Raw genomic sequence first — 17,732 nt, 5'->3', positions numbered from 1 at the left:
AATAGAAATGTTCCTTATTTGATAACAGCTTCCTGAATTACCTTTTGAATATCTTCTCTAATTTTTCCTTTAGATAATTTATTCTCGTCATTTACAACTTCTGGATAAGTTCTATTGGATAAAAATACATAAACAATTTCTGTTTCTGGGTCAACCCAAGCTATGTTTCCTGTAAATCCGGTATGACCAAAACTCGCCTGAGAAACACAACCGCAAGTTGGCCCGCCTTTGCTAATTCTTTTGTCAAAACCTAAACCTCTCTGAATTCCTTTGTCTTTGTAATAGCAAGTATTGAAAGCATCAAATGTTTGTTCAGAAAAATAGTGCTTGCCGCCGTAATTTCCTTTTTGTAAAAACAGCTGCATCATTTTGGCAACATCCATAGCGTTAGAAAAAATTCCTGCGTGACCAGCAACTCCGCCTTCCATAGCAGCGGCCATATCGTGAACATATCCTTGAATAAGCTGATGTCTAAAATAAGTATCGATTTCAGTAGGAGCGATGCTGTTTTTATCAAATTTATTTAGCGGATTGTAAAGTGTATTATTCATGCCAAGTGTGCTGAAAAAGTTTTCTTTACTTAGATCTTCAAGCTTTTTATGTGTTTTCTTTTCTAAGTATTCTTTTAAAATGATAAAAGTAAAATCACTGTATTTGTATTCTTTTTTTACGGCTACTGGACTTTTTGCAATGATTTTCATGATGGTGTCGTGATAATCATTTCGAATAAAAAGGCTGTCTGCAACTTTTGTCGAAAACTTAGAATCAGCAGTTTTGCGGTAATATTTTGGAGAAGGTTTTCCATCACTGTCTAGTGTTGCTTTGTAAAACGGAATCCAAGCCTGCAGTCCGGCGTAATGCGTTAACAAATCTTTGAAAATGATGTTTTCTTTATTTGTATGTGTAAAAAACGGTACCATGTCTTTTAGTTTGGTGTCTAAAGTAACTTTGTTTTTATCGTACAATTGCATCACATTTGGCAGTGTAGAAATCATTTTCGAAATGGAAGCAACATCATACAAATCTGAATTGCTAACCTTTTTTTGATTGTCATAGGTTTGATATCCGTATGATTTCTGAAAAAAAACTTTTCCTTTTCGGGCAGCCAATACTTGCATTCCAGGAGTCATTTTTCCGTCAATTGCTTTTTGGGCAATCGCATCTATTTTCGATAAAACAGCAGAATTCATTCCCACATTTTCAGGAGTTGTAAAGCCCAAACGGTTTATTTTTTCGGTAGATAAGCCATCATTTACCTTAAACGAATCATTAATAGATACTGGCAGTTTTCCTTTTGCATCGACAGCTCCAAATAGTATTTCTGCAGAAACAACTTGACTTATAGCTGAGTTTTGATATGAAACAACTAATCCTTCAATATCATCAAAATTAGTAATAGGTAACAGCGAGTAAGGTTTTGTAAAAATGTCCAAAATCACTTTGTTGTGTTTAGCGATTTCTTGCAGCCAAAGCAATTCAGTATCTGTGAAATTCTGCTTTTCCCAAGTTTTATTTAGTTTATGAAAACCGATAATTACAGTATCATAATTTTTTAGTTCTTGATTTAAACTGTCAATATTAGTATTTGAAACTTCTGTAATTTCAGTATATTTTTTTAAAGTAGTTACAAAAGTACTGTTAACATCATCTCCTAGTTTTACATACGCAATTTTTTGATCTAGGTTTTTGATAGGAAGAATTTCTTTTTCATTTTTTAAAACCGTAATCGCATTTTCGTAAAGTTTATAATGCAAAGCGTCATTTTGTGCTGGATTAAGATCGCCGTTGATATTATTCATATCGATCGGTTTGTACTTGTTTAATCCGGCTTTAAATTTATAATGCAATATTTTTTTTACGGAATGCGCCAAACGTTCTTCCGTAATTATACCTTGCGCATAGGCTTCTTCTAATTTTTGAAAAGCTTCGGGTACATTGTCAGGGCCAAGAAAAATATCATTTCCAGCAAGAAGAACAGCTATTTCTAAATCTCCCGGACCTTTAAAATTAGTAGCGCCTTTCATTGCCAAACCATCAGTAAAAATTAAACCGTTGAAGCCTAATTCTTTTTGAAGCAGATTGGTTACAATGTTATAAGAAGCAGAAGATGGAATATTAGCTTGCGGCTCTAAACTTGGAATGTTTAAATGTGCCACCATTACTGAAACTAAACCTTCGTCGAAAGTTTTTTTGTAAGGATATAATTCAACCAATTCAAGTCGTTCTTTCGAAAAATCAATAAGAGGTAATGCTTTATGCGAATCTACAGATGTATCTCCATGTCCTGGAAAATGTTTTCCTGTGCAAAAAACACCTTGACCTTGCACGCCTTTCATCAAAGCAATGGCTCTATTGCTTACATTGACTTTGTCTTCACCAAAAGAACGGTTGCCAATAATTGGATTTTTCGGATTGGTATTAATGTCGAGAACAGGAGCAAAGTTGAAATGAATTCCGATACGTTTATTTTCATTCGCTATATTTCGTCCCACATTCTCAATTAAACTCAAATCCTGAATAGCTCCCAAAGTCATGTTCCAAGGATAAATATAAGTTGAATCTAATCGCATTCCCAATCCCCATTCTCCGTCAATAGCAATGAATAATGGTACTTTTGATTTTGACTGATACAAGTTGGTTAATTTTGCCTGACGAACTGGTCCACCCTGAAAAAAAATTAATCCGCCTACTTTATAATCTTGAATTAATGCGCTGACTTCTTTTGTATGTACGGAATCTCTATTAGAATAAGCCGAAATCATAAACAGCTGACCTATTTTTTCTCTAGCCGACATTTTATTGTAAATACTATCAACCCAAACATTTTCTTTGTCAGAATCTTTAAAAAAAGTTTTTTTCTCAGATACCGCTTTTGGTTTGTAAACAACGGTATCTTTTAAAGGAATATCTGTTTTTACAGTTGTAATTGCAGTGTTTTTTTTAGAAGCGCAATTGGTAATCAAAAAAAGAAATGCGGCGTATAGGCTGATTCTTATGAAGTAATTTTTCATAATATATTTTGTTTTGAACAAATAGGTTTTAATTAGCTTCTACCCATTAAAAGATGATTTTCAATGGGTGAGCTTTTATTTTACTTAGCAAATTGGTCTTGCTTTTTATATAGTTTAAAAAGATATTTTCTCGCTGCTTCGTGAACTTGTCAGGTATAACCCTAAATAAGTTATTAATCCGTTTATCACTATTAATTCATTATCAAATACATATCCTGAAAATAATAATTTCGAATTTTCATTGATTAAATAAGTAAACAAAGGAGAAAGTAAACATAATACTGGAACTAGTTTATCATTTACATGTCTTGATTTTTGAAACAATCCAAAAGCATATAAACCTAATAACGGACCATAAGTATAAGAGGCAACTTTAAATATCATTCCAACAACTGAGCTGTCATTGATAGTATTGAAAATAATGATTACAAAGAAAATAAGAATCGAAAAACTAATGTGTACCAAATGTCTTGTTCTTACTGTGTTTTCTGGCTGTTTTCAGCTTTATCCATTCCCAAAAAGTCAACACAAAAAGAAGTCGTTAAAGCAGTCAAAGCGGAGTCTGTTGTTGCAAAAGTCGCGGCAATAATTCCCAGTAAAAATACGATTGCAGGAACTACAGCCAAGTGATTCAGTGCAATTTCAGGGAAAAGTAAATCGGTTCTTGGTTTACCTGTAACTAAGTCAGTTGGAATTGCGATTCCGTTTTATTAGCATAAATATATAACAAGGCACCAACGCTTAAAAAGAAAATATTGATGATTACAAAGATTCCTGTAAAGGTGAACATGTTTTTTTGTGCTTCGCCAATATTTTTACAGCTCAGGTTTTTTTGCATTAAATCCTGATCCAATCCAACCATAGCAATAGTCACAAACATTCCGCCAATTATTTGTTTGATAAAATGGAATTTACTTCCCATAAAATCATCAAAAAAGAAAATTTTAGAGTAGTTACTGTTTTTAACTTCTTCAAATGCTCCAATGGCACTTAAATCCATACGATCGCAAATAAAATAGATAGTAAGAAAAACAGATGTAACTAAGAAAAATGTTTGTAAAGTGTCTGTAATAATTATGGTTTTTAAACCGCCTCTATAGGTATAAGAAAAAATTAGAATTAATGACATGAATACCGTAAATGCAAAAGGAATATTGTAAAAATCAAATACAAATCGCTGCAATACAATTACAACCAAATACAGTCTGAAGGCAGAGCTTACGGTTCTGCTTATCAAGAAAATAGAAGCTGCCGTTTTGTAGCTGTAAACGCCCATTCTTTGCTCAATATAGCCATAAATAGAGGTTAAATTCATTCGGTAATACAGTGGTAATAATAATTTTGTAATTATTAGAAAACCTACAGCATTACCCAGAACAAACTGAAAATATTTAAACTGCTCACCGCTTGCCGCACCAACTTCTCCGGGAACAGATATAAAAGTTACTCCTGAAAGAGCCGTTCCAATCATTCCAAAAGCAACTAAGTACCATTTAGAGTTTTTATTTGCCGTAAAAAAGGCATCATTTCCACTGTCTTTTTTACTCACTTTATGCGAGATGTAGAATAGTGTTCCAAAATAAATGATAATAAGAAGGAGGATGGTGCTTGGTGTCATTTTATAGCTTTAGTGGTTTTGGTTTTTATTCTTTTGATTAGACCTAACAGATTTTAAAGACCTGTTAGGTTTTTGTTGAATCTTAAAAGTTATAGATTGTGGTTTTTATTGGTATAAATCTATAAAAGATTTGAATCTGTTGGTTATTAGATTTCCAGATTTTTATTCTGAGCTAATAAAACTGCTCTTACACTTTTGTGTTTTTTTAATAAATCAGAAGCTGTTTTTTCATCAATTTGCAGTTCTTCAACAATCATTTCTACACCTCTTTGAACTAATTTTTTGTTAGACAACTGCATATCGATCATTTTGTTGCCATAGATTCTTCCAAGTTTAATCATAACTGATGTTGAAATCATGTTTAAGACTAATTTTTGAGAAGTTCCTGCTTTCATTCGAGTGCTTCCTGTTAAGAATTCTGGTCCTACAATTAGTTCAATAGGATGATCTGCTTGTTTAGAAATCAAGCTGCCGCTGTTGCATGAAATACTGCCGGTTATGATTTTGTTTTCACGTGCTTTTTTCAATCCGCCAATAACGTAAGGAGTATTTCCAGAAGCTGCAATTCCTATTACTACGTCTAAACTAGAAATATCATAAGCAGATAAATCTCTCCATGCTTGATCGACATCGTCTTCGGCATTTTCTACCGCTTTTCTAATGGCAGAATCTCCACCCGCGATAATACCAATAATCCAATTGTCTGGAACTCCAAAAGTAGGAGGACATTCAGAAGCATCTAAAACTCCAATTCTCCCTGATGTTCCTGCTCCAATATAAAAAAGTCTTCCGCCAAGTTTCATTTTTGTAACAATTGCATCGACTAATTTTTCAATATTTGGAATTTGTTCTTCAACAATAGCTGCTACTTTTTTTATCTTCATTATTTATATTTGAAAGCAGTTCGTTGGTACTCATTTTATCTAAATTTGAGTAAAGAGATTCTCTTTCTGTATCTGGATTTGCTTTTGACATTTTTGATTTTTTTTTAATTTTTAATTTTTCTTTACTGCATTAAAATTTATTGGTAGATCAGATATTTCATTCTCATTTTTTTGAAGGCTTCTAAATCCTTCACCCAGCTTTTTCTGATATTTTCCTCAGAAGTGCCGCTTTCAATTTGTTGTTGTAATTTCTTAGTTCCCGCCAGTTTTGTGAAAAAAGGATTAAAGAATTTAGTTTTATCACTGGTATTTTGATACGCTTTAAGCAGCCATTTTAATTCCAGTTGTTGTAGTTTAGGATAAGTTGTCAAATCTTCGCCAAAACATTCTACGCCATTATAGACAGGGTCTTTGGCTCCAAAATTTGGTTTTGGAGTAAAACTAAAATTTGTTTTTGTTAAGTAAGGTGAGCCGTAAATTTGGAATTGTTTTTCTGTTCCGCGTCCCATGCTTACATTCGTTCCTTCAAACAAACACAAGCTTGCATATAAATTTATAGATTGATCGTTTGGCAAATTTGGAGATGGTTTTGCCAATAAACTATAATCCATTTTTCTGTTATAATTAACACAAGGAATTACAGTTAATTTACATTGAGCTGCGTTTTTAAGCCATTTTTCTCCATTAATCATTTTTGCATATTCACCAATAGTCATTCCATGAAGCAATGGAATAGGGTGCATACCCACAAAACTTGTAAATTCTTTTTCTAAAAGAGGACCGTCTACAATTCTGCCATTCGGATTTGGTCGATCAAAAATTATAAGCGGAACATTGTTTTCTGCGCAGGCTTCCATTACATAATGTAAAGACGAAATATAAGTATAGAATCTTGCGCCTACATCTTGTAAGTCAAAAACCATGACGTCGATTCCAGATAACTGTTCTGGTTTAGGTTTTTTATTATCTCCGTAAAGAGAGATTATCGATAATCCCGTTTTAGAATCTTTCCCATCAACTACATGTTCACCAGCATCGGCAGTTCCTCTAAAACCATGCTCTGGTGCAAAGATGGTTTGAATGTTTATTTTTTTCTCTAATAGAAAATCTACTACGTGTTTTTTGTTCGATAAAAGACCGGTTTGATTGGTAACAATACCAACTTTTTTATCTTTTAATAAAGGAATATATTTTTCGAAATTATCAGCTCCTGTTTTTATTTCATTACTGATATCATTAATTTTATTTTTAATAATTTCTGTTGACGAATTTGCATTCGAGGCATTCGAAACAATTAAAAATAGAATAAAAGTGATTTTTTTAAAGGCTTGAAACATAATACAAAAGTTTAAATTACAATTAAAATTACGCTTAATAAAGGAAAAAAAACAAAATAGGATAATTAAATCGAACCACTTTAATCAAAAAGTGGTTCGATTTTTAAGCTTATTTATTTGTTATGAAAGTAACAGATGGTGCATTTAAAGTTGCAGATGGTAATCCGCCGATAATTCCTCTGCAATAGATTGTGTAAACTCTTCCTGCTCTAGGAACAAAAGCAGTATTTGCCGGCGAATTGGCAAGGTTTGCAATTGTTGTTCCGGTAGTTGTTCCAGGAACATTTGTTGGAGAACCTGCAACACGAACCTGCAATTGATATCCTCTTGTATCTATTGGGTCTTGAGGCTCAATAGCAATGTATTTTTCGTTACCGCCCTTAAATGTTACATTTCTATAAGTATACACTTCTTTTGTAGTAACTGGCGTTGCACCAATAGTTGATGTTTCTTTAATCAATCCTAAATCATAACCTGCTGCTGCCGAATTGCTGATAACATTTATAAAACGAATATAGGCTTTAGTTTTGTCTAAATCAGCAACGGCTAAATCGTCGTTTATTTGATAAAGAGAATATACCGGCGGCGTAACAGACGGCGGTGTTGATACTAAGAAACTCGTATAATATTTTCCCGTTTCAGTAGTAATATTTCCATTGAAAATGCTAACTGCAGGAGTTGCAGGCGTCAAAACGCTTAAAGGTTGTGTTCCCGGTTTCATCAAAACATAATTAATTGGCACTGGATATTGAGCGCCATAATTCATCCCGACTTGCACTCCGGTTGTAGAACTTACAGCCGAAATTTTTTCAGTTCCTGTAAAGTAATTAATTTGAAAATTAGTTCCATTTGGACCAACAGCTGCGTGAATAAATTTTACGTTAGAAGCATTTGCAATTCCGTCTTTACTCTGATAAGGAGTCTGGTCGTTTTCGTCGCCGCAGGATGTAAATGCAAGTACTCCAAGAATTGGAATAATTGACTTTTTTATGGTGTTAAATATATTTTTCATCTAATAGATTTTTAGTTTTTAAGAAATTAATTTTTAGAAAACCACATTTCTTGAGTATGGTAATCTACCTTATCTGCTCCAATCGCTTTTAAAGCATCAAAATTCCAAACATATTCTGAGTTAAATCTCGGACGAACTCTGTATGGTAAATTTCCATTATTGTCAACAAATAAACCTCCGTTTGGTGTAAAACTCATTGTTCTGTAAATATCTGGATTATAATGATATTTACGTAAATCTGTCCAAGTTTCTAGCATACCGTAACCAAATAAAGCTACATATTTTTGAAGCATAATGTGGCTGATCGTCAAGTTTGCAGCCGTTGGAACGATATTGACATTGGTTAAGAATGCTGTTTTTTCAGCAGCAGTAATTGTCGATGTAATAGGGAAAATTGTACTTACAACAGTATTTGAATTTACAAAATCGATATTGGCGTCAATTGCTTTTTTGTAAGCATCTAAAGCCATGGCTTTATCTCCTTTTCTAAAAGCAGCTTCAGCTTTAATAAATTGAATTTCTGAATACGTCATTAAAGGGAAATTTGCTTTATCTCTAAAAAGGTATCTTCCCGGAGTTGTAATAGTTCCTGCAGTATACGTTCCATAAATATTTGGAATTCTGCTTACGTTTGTCGCAACTGTAGAAGCTGTAGTATTTAACGGGTTTCCATTAAAAGTATATTTACTTGGGTCTGGATTTGAAGAAGATGCCGGAGCTAATTCAGATTGACCTACAGACGGCGCTAAAACTCTAGAGATTCTAGGATCTTTTGCACCTCCAAAAAGAGTTCCGTCCATTGTTCTCACAGCAAAATCAGTTTGACGGTAAGTATTGAAGTTATTTCTTCCAGGACCATAGAAATTGATATCTGCAGCTACTGTTCCGTTATATCTAATTAAAGCATTATCTGCATTAGAAGCCAATGATTTATCACAGAATTCAATTACTTTATCTGGGTTATATGAAGCTTTATTGATTTGATTATTTAAATTTCTAGCCAAAACTCCGTAAGCAAACTTAACCCATTTAGAGCGGTCTCCTCCGTACATTTTATCTCCTCCAGCAGTGTAAGTCTGAGAAACACTTCCGTCTGTACGGTTCAAATCTGTTAAACCTTCATTCAATAAACGAACCACTTCAGCGTATACTTGTTCCTGAGGAACATAATCAAAAGAAAGACGCGAAGTAAAAACTTGATCAAAATTAATTAATTCAGAATGATAATCAGTTGCAACCTGCCAAGTCCAAGCTCTAATAACTTTTGCAATTCCAGTAATATCATGACGCTGTTCCGAAACTGCTTTTTCCTGTAATTTGGTTAAGTTTAAACCAATAGAAAAATAAGCCATTTTCCAGATTTCACCACCTGTATCACTATTTGATTGATATCCAAAACGATCCCATTCACTTCCTACAGCGCCAGCCGTAGCAGTACTGAAATTTTGAGTGTATCGTCCAAGACATCTGTTGTCAAACTGTAATCCCACAGCCATTTGCTGCTCGATTGGAGGCAGTAAAGCTGGTGCCGAAACATCAACAGGAAAACTTGGGTTTACGTTTATATCTTCTAAGTCGTTGCAAGAAATCATTGTGGCTACAAGACCTAATGCGGCTATATATGTTTTAATATTTTTCATGATCAATTAATTAAAGTCCGATTTTTAATCCTAAGTTCAAACCTCTTGGTGTAGAAACTACTCCAAAGTCAAAACCTGTTCCTCCAGCACCTCCAGTTGAAGCATTAGTTCCATTAACCGAAGGATCAGCTCCAGTATAATTTGTAATGATAAAAACATCGGTCATTGTTACATAAAGAGAAAGTGCGTTAATGAATGTTTTTTTCAATATTTCAGAAGGCATTTGGTAGCTTAAAGTAATATCTCTCATCCTTAACCAGTTAATGTCTTTTTCGACAAAATCAGCGTCGATCGCACCAGTTCTGTAATATTCGTTTTGAACACTTGGTCTTACCGGAATATTATTTTGTGTTGGAGTAGCTGAGTTTTCTAAACCATCTCTTAAAACACCTTTTACAATTCTTGTTTGTTCACGATCTAAAGTTTTGGTAGATAAACCGTTTTGGTACAAATAGAATTCAGTTGCGTTATAAATATCGCCGCCTTTTCTAATGTCTAACAAGAATGATAAACTAAGGTCTTTGTATGTAAACGTGTTTTGTAAACCAAGCATAAAATCTGGATTTCTGTCTCCAATAATTTTAAAGTTTGGATCTTTTAAAGCATAGCCGCTATTTGGATCAATTAAAGGCTCGCCTGCATTATTTCTCAAATAATCATTTCCTGTTAAAGTCGTTAACGGATTTCCAACAGTTACCCCGCCGCGAACATTTCCATAAAGCCAAGTGTCTGAAACATAGTATTCAGAAATAACAGAAGGGAGATTTAATAATTTAGAACGTGTTTTGCTGAAGTTAGCACTTACATTCCAAGAGAAATTTTCTTTTTTAATTGGTGATGCGTTTAAAGTAATCTCTAAACCTTGGTTTTGTAAATCTCCAAAGTTTGCAGAAGTTACCACGAATCCTGTTCCGTAGCTTAAACGCATATTTTTTAGAATCGGATCGATTGTTTTTGTGCTGTAAACCGCAACATCTAATCCAACGCGATTGTTAAAGAATTTTAATTCTGTACCCAATTCAAATGATTTACGGAACTCAGGTTTCAAATTTGCATTTGCCCCGGTAACACCATACGCATAACCACCGTCTGTAGTTAATTGTGGATTGAAAACAGGTTGTGCAGAATAAGGAGAAGGAATATTAGCTGCTTCTGCATAAGAAGCTCTCAATTTTCCATAAGAAAGTGTTTGTTTATCTTTCAATCCGTTTAAGTTTGTGAAAACAAAACTCGTTGAAACAGAAGGATAGAAAAACGGATCTGGTAATACAGAAGTCCAGTCCTCACGACCAGTTAATGTTAAATAAACAGTTTTGTCATAATCTAAACTCATCTCAGAAAAGAAACCAATAATTTTGCTTTGAATAATTCTCTCTTGAGATCTTTGCGTTGTAGCATCAGTATTGTTGATAGAGTAGAAGTTAGGATCAAAGAAACGGCTTCCTGTTGTTGATAAAATTCTAAAATCATTATCATTAACCGAATTACCCACCATAAGTTTGGTATTGAATTTTCCGAATGATTTTTTAGCGGTAACCAATAAAGTAGTGTTTAAGTTACTGGTATTAGAATAGTATGATTCGATGTAACCTCCTGGAGTAATTCCCGCAGCAGATTCTGGATGAATAGCTCTGTAACCTTGAGCAGAATTCACATCCCAGCCCACACGGCCAGTTAAGTTAAGCCAAGAAGTTGGGTCGTAAATTAATCCAACATTGGTAACAAAACGATTGTTGAAATCTTCAGATAAGTTTTTGTTTACATCCCAGAACGGATTATCAGTTTCGGTGTCTAAAGCACCGCTTGTAATTTTTCTTCTCGTTCCGTCAGCATTTAAATAATTGCTGGCGTCATCATTTGCCGGCCATGTTAAAAGTGAAAGTAAATATCCAGCGTCTCTTACACCTGGAATCTGTACAGCAGATCCAGCTCCTTTTGCCGCTTTTTGATTGTCTGATTTTGTAAAACTAAAACTAGCTTCAGATCTTAATTTTGAAGATAATTTTGCAGTAGCATTCAAATTTGCAGTCAAACGGCTGTAACCTGTATTTGGTACAACACCTTCTTGCTCTAAGTTTGAAAGAGATAATCGGTAAGAAGTAGTTTCTGTACCCGCTTCAAACGAAAGATTATGATTGGTTGAAACCGCAGTTTTGAAGAAATTTTTAACATTATCATAAAATTGAGTTCCCGGTTCGTAAGCCGTTCCAAATTGTCTTCTATAGTCTGGATTGTTTACGCCGTCTGAACCTCTTTGATATACTTTTTGAGTTTCTGGAAAACGGTATAAATTGTCGAATCGTGTATTAGTAGAATAAGTAAGTCTTCCAACGCCTTTTTTACCTTTTTAGTTGTAATTACGATTGCACCATTTCCAGCCTGCATTCCATAAAGCGCTGCAGCTTCAGGTCCTTTTAAGATAACCACAGATTCAATATCGTCTGGGTTGATATCTGCGCCTCTGTTGGTGTAATCCTGCGTTCTATTAGGAGCATTAGAAATAGTCAAAGCTTGATCCATTGTTTCGTTGCTTACCGGTAATCCGTCTACAACATACAAAGGAGAGTTGCTTCCGCTAAGCGAATTTACTCCTCTTAATTGAATCGCTGCCGAAGCACCCGGAGCACCAGAAGTGCTTGTTACATTTAAACCTGCAACACGACCTTGTAATGCAGTAGCAAAGTTAGGACGCTGTGTGTCTGCAATTTCTTTACCTTTTACTTCCTGAACAGCATATCCTAAAGAAGATTTATTACGCACAATACCCATTGAACCCACAATTGTTACATTGTTTAATGTTTGTGCACTTTCAGAAATAACAATTTTTAAATCATTTCCGTTTACAATAACTTCTTTGTTGTTAAAACCGATGTAAGACACTTGAAGAACATCACCCTGACGCGCTTTTATCGTAAAAGTTCCATCAGCTCCTGTAGAAGTTTGATCTTTAGATCCCTGCACTAAAATGTTTGCTCCCGGCAATGAGTTTCCACTACCATCTGTGACTTTACCTTTTACGGTTGAATTTTGGGAATAACCTGCGAGTATTCCGAAAAAGAAAAGTAAAAGAACTAAATACTTTTTTTTCATATTGGCTTAATTGTTTTGGTTAGAATGGCGAAATTTAGAAAATATTTTCAAATAAATGCGGGATTGTGTATTTTTTTTCAAAAAATTATTCAAATACTGCAAAATAACGCAAGATTTGGATGTTTGTTTTTTCTGTTTTTACTTTTTAAGCTGTAAAATGCAAACTATTGCGGTTTTTTATGGAACATCTTCCTGCAATTGAAATATTTGATATATTTGTGTTGAATTTTAACATTTTCAAAATATGCTGAAGGCCGAGAGACATAAATATATAATGACTAAGCTCATTGAAGAACAGAAAGTTGTCACCACAGATTTGGCTTTGGCTCTGGATTTGTCAGAAGATACAATTAGAAGAGATTTGAATGAATTGGATAGTAAAAAACAGCTGGAGAAGGTATATGGCGGGGCTATTCAGGTAACAGAGAAATCTGTTGATCTTTTTAATATTGCAATCTCTGCCGAAGACGAAAAGAAAAAAATTGTAACTAAGGCATTGTCATTATTGCATGATGACCAGGTTATTATAATGAGCGGCGGAAGTACCAATTTGGTTTTTGCAAAATTAATTCCTTCAGATTTAAAAGCTACTATTTATACATACAGTTTACCAATCGCAATGCAATTGTCACAGCATCCAAATATTGATTTAATATTTATTGGCGGTAAAATGCAAAAAAACGCAATGGTTACAATTGGTATGGACGTAATTCAAGTTGTGTCTAAAATTAAAGCCGACATTTGCTTTATTGGCGCCAGCAGTATCAATATTAAACAAGGTCTTACAGAGGTTGGGTATGAGATTTCAATTGTTAAGAAAGCTATGATAGAAGCTTCTGATAGAGTTGTTTCAATGTTTTCTTCAAATAAATTAAATACTAAAATGCCTCATGTTGTTTGCGATCTTAATCAATTAGACACTATTGTAACAGAATTGGATCCTGAAGATGCAAGGTTAGAAGAATATAAAAAATCAGGCGTTTTTATATTGTAACTGACTTTTTGATTAGGTTTTGGTGCGTTATTTTGCGTTATTTTGATTTTATTTTGTTAAATCACGCAAAATAATGAAATCGGTTTATTTTTTGTATATATTTGTTAAATTAAAGTTTGCCATTTGTATTAAAAAACAAAACTCATTCAATGCCCGATTCTCTCCAATTACAACAATTATCCGATTCCCTAGAAGGTACACTTTTGTATGATGATCTTCATAAGAAACTGTATGCAACAGATGCTTCTGCTTATAGAATTATGCCTGAAGCCGTTGCGATTCCTAAAACAGAAGAAGATATTGTAAAAATCATTCGCTTTGCTTCACAAAACAATATTTCAATAACACCCAGAACCGCAGGGACTTCTTTGGCTGGTCAAACCGTTGGAAACGGAATTATTGTAGATGTTTCTAAGCATTTTACTAAAATTGTTGCTTTTGATGCTGAAAAGAAAACCATAACAGTTCAACCCGGAGTAATTCGCGATGAACTAAATTTATTTTTAAAACCTCATGGTTTATTTTTCAGTCCAACTACTTCAACCACAAACCGATGTATGATTGGTGGCATGGTTGGAAATAATTCTTCAGGAACAACCTCTATTCGTTACGGCGTGACCCGCGATAAAATTGTAGAGCTAAAAACAGTTTTAAGTGACGGAAGTATTGCCTTTTTTAAGGATTTGACTTCAGCAGAATTTATAGAGAAGACCAAAGGCGATTCGCTCGAAAATAAAATTTACCAAACCATTTACAAGGAACTTTCGAATAAAGAAAATCAGGAAGAAATCAAAAGAGAATTTCCAAAACCTGAAATTCACCGACGAAATACAGGTTATGCCATTGACACCTTATTGAAATCTGAACTTTTTTCAGGGACAGAAGATACAATCAACTTAGGGAAATTGCTTTGCGGAAGCGAAGGAACTTTGGCATTTACAACCGAAATTACTTTGAAAGTTGATGACTTACCGCCAGTAAATAATATTATGGTGGTTGCACATTTTCATACCATTCATGAAAGTTTAGAGGCGGTGGTTACTGCAATGAAACATCATTTGTACACTTGCGAAATGATGGATGATACGATTTTAGATTGTACCAAAACGAATAGAGAACAATCTAAAAACCGTTTTTTTATTGTGGGAGAACCAAAAGCAGTTATTATGCTCGAAGTAGGATCGCATATTAGTATGGAAGATGCCGAATTACAAGCAGATGCTTTGATTAAGGATCTTCAGGATAATAATTTTGGCTATGCTCTGCCTAAAATTTACGGAGCCGATATTGATAAAGTAAATGAGGTTCGAAAAGCAGGTTTAGGACTTTTAGGAAGTATTGTAGGCGATGATAAAGCAGCCGATTCTATTGAAGATACTGCTGTTGAACTAAGTGATCTTCCAAATTATATTGCCGATTTTGCCGCTATGATGGAAAGACACGGACAAAGTGCGATTTATTACGCTCATGCTGGAGCGGGAGAATTGCATTTACGTCCGAAGATAAATTTAAAAACAAAAGAAGGATTACACCAGTTTAGAAACATATCTACGGAAGTGGCTCATTTGGTGAAAAGATATAAAGGTTCGCTAAGCGGTGAACATGGCGACGGAATTTTAAGAGGCGAGTTTCTGCCTTTTATGATTGGGGATAAAAACTATGAATTGCTGAAACGAATAAAAAAAGCATTTGATCCCAACACCATTTTAAATGTTGGGAAAATTGTAAACGCTTCTAAAATGGATGAAAATCTTCGTTTTGAAGCAGGAAGGGTAGAGCCGGAAATTAAAACGATTCAGGATTTCTCTGATAGTTTAGGAATTTTGCGTGCTGCCGAAAAATGCAACGGTTCTGGCGACTGCCGAAAATTACCTTCAGCGGGAGGAACTTTGTGTCCTAGTTATCGCGCTACCCGAAACGAAAAAGATACGACTCGTGCGAGAGCAAATGCGCTGAGAGAATATCTAACCCATTCTGAAAAAGAAAATAAATTTGACCACGAAGAATTATATAAAGTATTTGAGTTGTGCGTGAGCTGCAAAGCCTGTGCCAGCGAATGCCCAAGTAATGTAGATGTAGCAACTTTAAAAGCCGAGTTTTTATATCAATATCAAAAAACAAATGGATTTTCTGTTCGCAATAAAATTTTTGCTTTCAACTCAAAATTAAATAAGTTCGGAAGTATTGCGCCATCAATGACCAATTTTGTTGCTAATTTACCTTTGGTTAAAAAAAGTATGGGAATTGCTCCTAAAAGACAAGTACCGCTTTTGGCACCCAAAACCTTTAAAAAATGGTACGAAAAAAATAAAAAAGCAGCAGAAACCAATTCTTTTAAAAACGGAAAAGTATATCTTTTTTGTGATGAGTTTACCAATTATTATGATGTTTCTGTTGGTATCGATGCATATGAATTATTGACGGCTTTAGGTTACGAAGTAATAATTACAGATCACGAAGAAAGCGGAAGAGCCTTTTTATCAAAAGGTTTTCTGGAAGAAGCGCAGGAAATTGCGAATAGAAATGTGACTATTTTCAAGGATTTAATTTCTGAGGATACTCCATTAATCGGAATCGAACCATCGGCAATATTGACTTTTAGAGACGAATATCTGCGATTGGCAAAAGATAAAGAAAGTGCCGAAAAGCTGTCGAAAAATGTTTTTACTGTTGAAGAGTTTTTTAAAGCAGAAATTGCAAAAGGAAAAATTCATTCTGGACAATTTTCGGATACAGAAAAAACGATAAAGATTCACGGACATTGTCATCAAAAATCATTAAGTACCATTGAGGCTTCTTTTGCAATGCTGAATGTACCCAAAAACAGCACGGTTACAATTTATAATTCGGGCTGCTGCGGAATGGCGGGTTCATTTGGTTATGAAAAAGAACATTACGAAATTAGTATGCAAATGGGAGAAGATACTTTGTTTCCAAAAATTCGCGCAACCGATTCAACAACGGCAATTGCCGCTGCAGGAACCAGCTGCCGCCACCAGATTTTTGACGGGACAAATAGAAAAGCAATGCATCCCGTAACCATTTTAAGAGATTGTTTGAAATAAGTTTCTCAAATTTGATTTTCTAACAGTTTAAAACAAGATTTTATGAAAAAAGCAATCAGCACTTTAGTTCTCATACTCGTATTTTTTTCTGCGAAAGCAGCTAAAATTGATACGATTCAAGTTTTCAGTGCTTCGATGAATAAGAACATAAAAACCTGTGTAATTGTTCCTGATAATTATAGAAAAAGCAAAAAGAATTTTCCAGTTGTGTACTTGCTTCATGGATACAGCGGCAATTATGCCACTTGGGTAAAAAGCTTTAAAGAAGTGGGTAAACAGGTTGATCAATATGGTTTTATCGCCATTGGTGTCGACGGAAATTATTCAAGCTGGTATTTTGACAGTCTGATCGATCCTGCTTTCAAATACGAAACTTATGTTATCAATGAATTAGTTCCTTTTATAGATAAAAAGTACAAAACAATTGCAACTCGCGAAGCCAGAGCCATAACGGGTTTGAGTATGGGTGGACATGGAGCTTTGTATTTATCTTTTAAACATCAGGATGTATTTGGTGCAGCAGGAAGTATGAGCGGCGGTGTAGATTTTCGTCCGTTTCCTGAAAAGTGGGATATCAAAAAGCGACTTGGTTCTATAACCGAATTTCCTGATAATTGGGATAAAAATACGGTTACCAATATGCTTGATTTGGTAAAAGACAACCATTTAAAATTGATTATAGATTGTGGTGTAGATGATTTTTTTATCGATGTAAATCGGGAACTGAATAAAAAAATGCTGGCATTAAAAATAAATCACGATTATATTGAACGCCCTGGACAGCATAATATAGAATATTGGGAAAACTCTTTAAAGTTTCAATTGTTGTTCTTTAATAATTTTTTCAATGAAAAAAATAAAAGTTAAGTAAGACATTGTGTGTTGTGATGTTGTAAAATGAAAAAGAGCGCATATATTTTGGTTGGTTATCCTAACAGGTTTTCAAAACCTGTTAGGTTTTTTAGCCACAAATTGCACGAATTATCACGAATTAAATCTGCTTGATCTGCTAAATCTGCGTGAAAAAAATAGCCACTGATTAAAAGGATTAGAATGATTTTTGTTTGCCACAAATTGCACG

The 17,732-nt window shown here is 34.3% G+C and carries 9 protein-coding genes and 2 pseudogenes; 3 read left to right on the top strand and 8 right to left on the bottom strand.

Annotation, left to right across the window (positions count from 1 at the left end):
- Nucleotides 1-14: 14 nt before the first annotated feature.
- From BOW55_RS02055 to BOW55_RS02020, 8 genes and pseudogenes are all read right to left on the bottom strand, one after another.
- Entirely contained in the window at nt 15-3,011 is a 2,997-nt protein-coding gene (locus BOW55_RS02055; protein WP_129022753.1) for a glycoside hydrolase family 3 N-terminal domain-containing protein, read from the bottom strand.
- A 114-nt stretch (nt 3,012-3,125) separates the two neighbouring features.
- Nucleotides 3,126-4,629 (bottom strand): annotated as a pseudogene (locus tag BOW55_RS02050) (sodium:solute symporter).
- Between the two features lie 146 nt (nt 4,630-4,775).
- Nucleotides 4,776-5,604: pseudogene (murQ, locus tag BOW55_RS02045) on the bottom strand (N-acetylmuramic acid 6-phosphate etherase).
- A gap of 46 nt (nt 5,605-5,650) precedes the next feature.
- Nucleotides 5,651-6,850, bottom strand: a complete 1,200-nt coding sequence (locus BOW55_RS02040) for an exo-beta-N-acetylmuramidase NamZ domain-containing protein (RefSeq protein WP_129022752.1) — start codon at nt 6,848-6,850, stop codon at nt 5,651-5,653.
- Between the two features lie 109 nt (nt 6,851-6,959).
- Nucleotides 6,960-7,862 (bottom strand): DUF4397 domain-containing protein, encoded by a 903-nt coding sequence (locus BOW55_RS02035; RefSeq protein WP_129022751.1) that lies wholly within the window; start codon nt 7,860-7,862, stop codon nt 6,960-6,962.
- Nucleotides 7,863-7,888: 26 nt separating this feature from the next.
- Entirely contained in the window at nt 7,889-9,502 is a 1,614-nt protein-coding gene (locus BOW55_RS02030) for a SusD/RagB family nutrient-binding outer membrane lipoprotein (protein ID WP_129022750.1), read from the bottom strand.
- 10 nt (nt 9,503-9,512) lie between these two features.
- The gene (locus BOW55_RS02025) at nt 9,513-11,522 is read right to left on the bottom strand and encodes a TonB-dependent receptor domain-containing protein (protein ID WP_164974989.1); all 2,010 of its coding nucleotides are present in this window, start codon (nt 11,520-11,522) and stop codon (nt 9,513-9,515) included.
- Between the two features lie 215 nt (nt 11,523-11,737).
- The gene (locus BOW55_RS02020) at nt 11,738-12,592 is read right to left on the bottom strand and encodes a TonB-dependent receptor plug domain-containing protein (protein ID WP_129022748.1); all 855 of its coding nucleotides are present in this window, start codon (nt 12,590-12,592) and stop codon (nt 11,738-11,740) included.
- Between the two features lie 244 nt (nt 12,593-12,836).
- On the opposite strand from BOW55_RS02020, the gene BOW55_RS02015 reads away from it, so the two are divergent.
- From BOW55_RS02015 to BOW55_RS02005, 3 genes are all read left to right on the top strand, one after another.
- Nucleotides 12,837-13,586 carry a DeoR/GlpR family DNA-binding transcription regulator gene (locus BOW55_RS02015; RefSeq protein ID WP_129022747.1) on the top strand — a complete coding sequence of 250 codons (750 nt, stop codon included), beginning with the start codon at nt 12,837-12,839 and terminating at the stop codon, nt 13,584-13,586.
- A gap of 149 nt (nt 13,587-13,735) precedes the next feature.
- The gene (locus BOW55_RS02010) at nt 13,736-16,651 is read left to right on the top strand and encodes an FAD-binding and (Fe-S)-binding domain-containing protein (protein WP_129022746.1); all 2,916 of its coding nucleotides are present in this window, start codon (nt 13,736-13,738) and stop codon (nt 16,649-16,651) included.
- 42 nt (nt 16,652-16,693) lie between these two features.
- Nucleotides 16,694-17,518, top strand: a complete 825-nt coding sequence (locus BOW55_RS02005; protein WP_129022745.1) for an alpha/beta hydrolase family protein — start codon at nt 16,694-16,696, stop codon at nt 17,516-17,518.
- The last annotated feature ends 214 nt before the right edge of the window (nt 17,519-17,732 follow it).

The organism is Flavobacterium sp. YO12 (genome assembly GCF_004119495.1).
Taxonomy (GTDB): Bacteria; Bacteroidota; Bacteroidia; order Flavobacteriales; family Flavobacteriaceae; genus Flavobacterium.
Note: the sequence above shows the minus strand (reverse complement) of the source record. Positions and strands in the feature narration are given on the sequence as shown.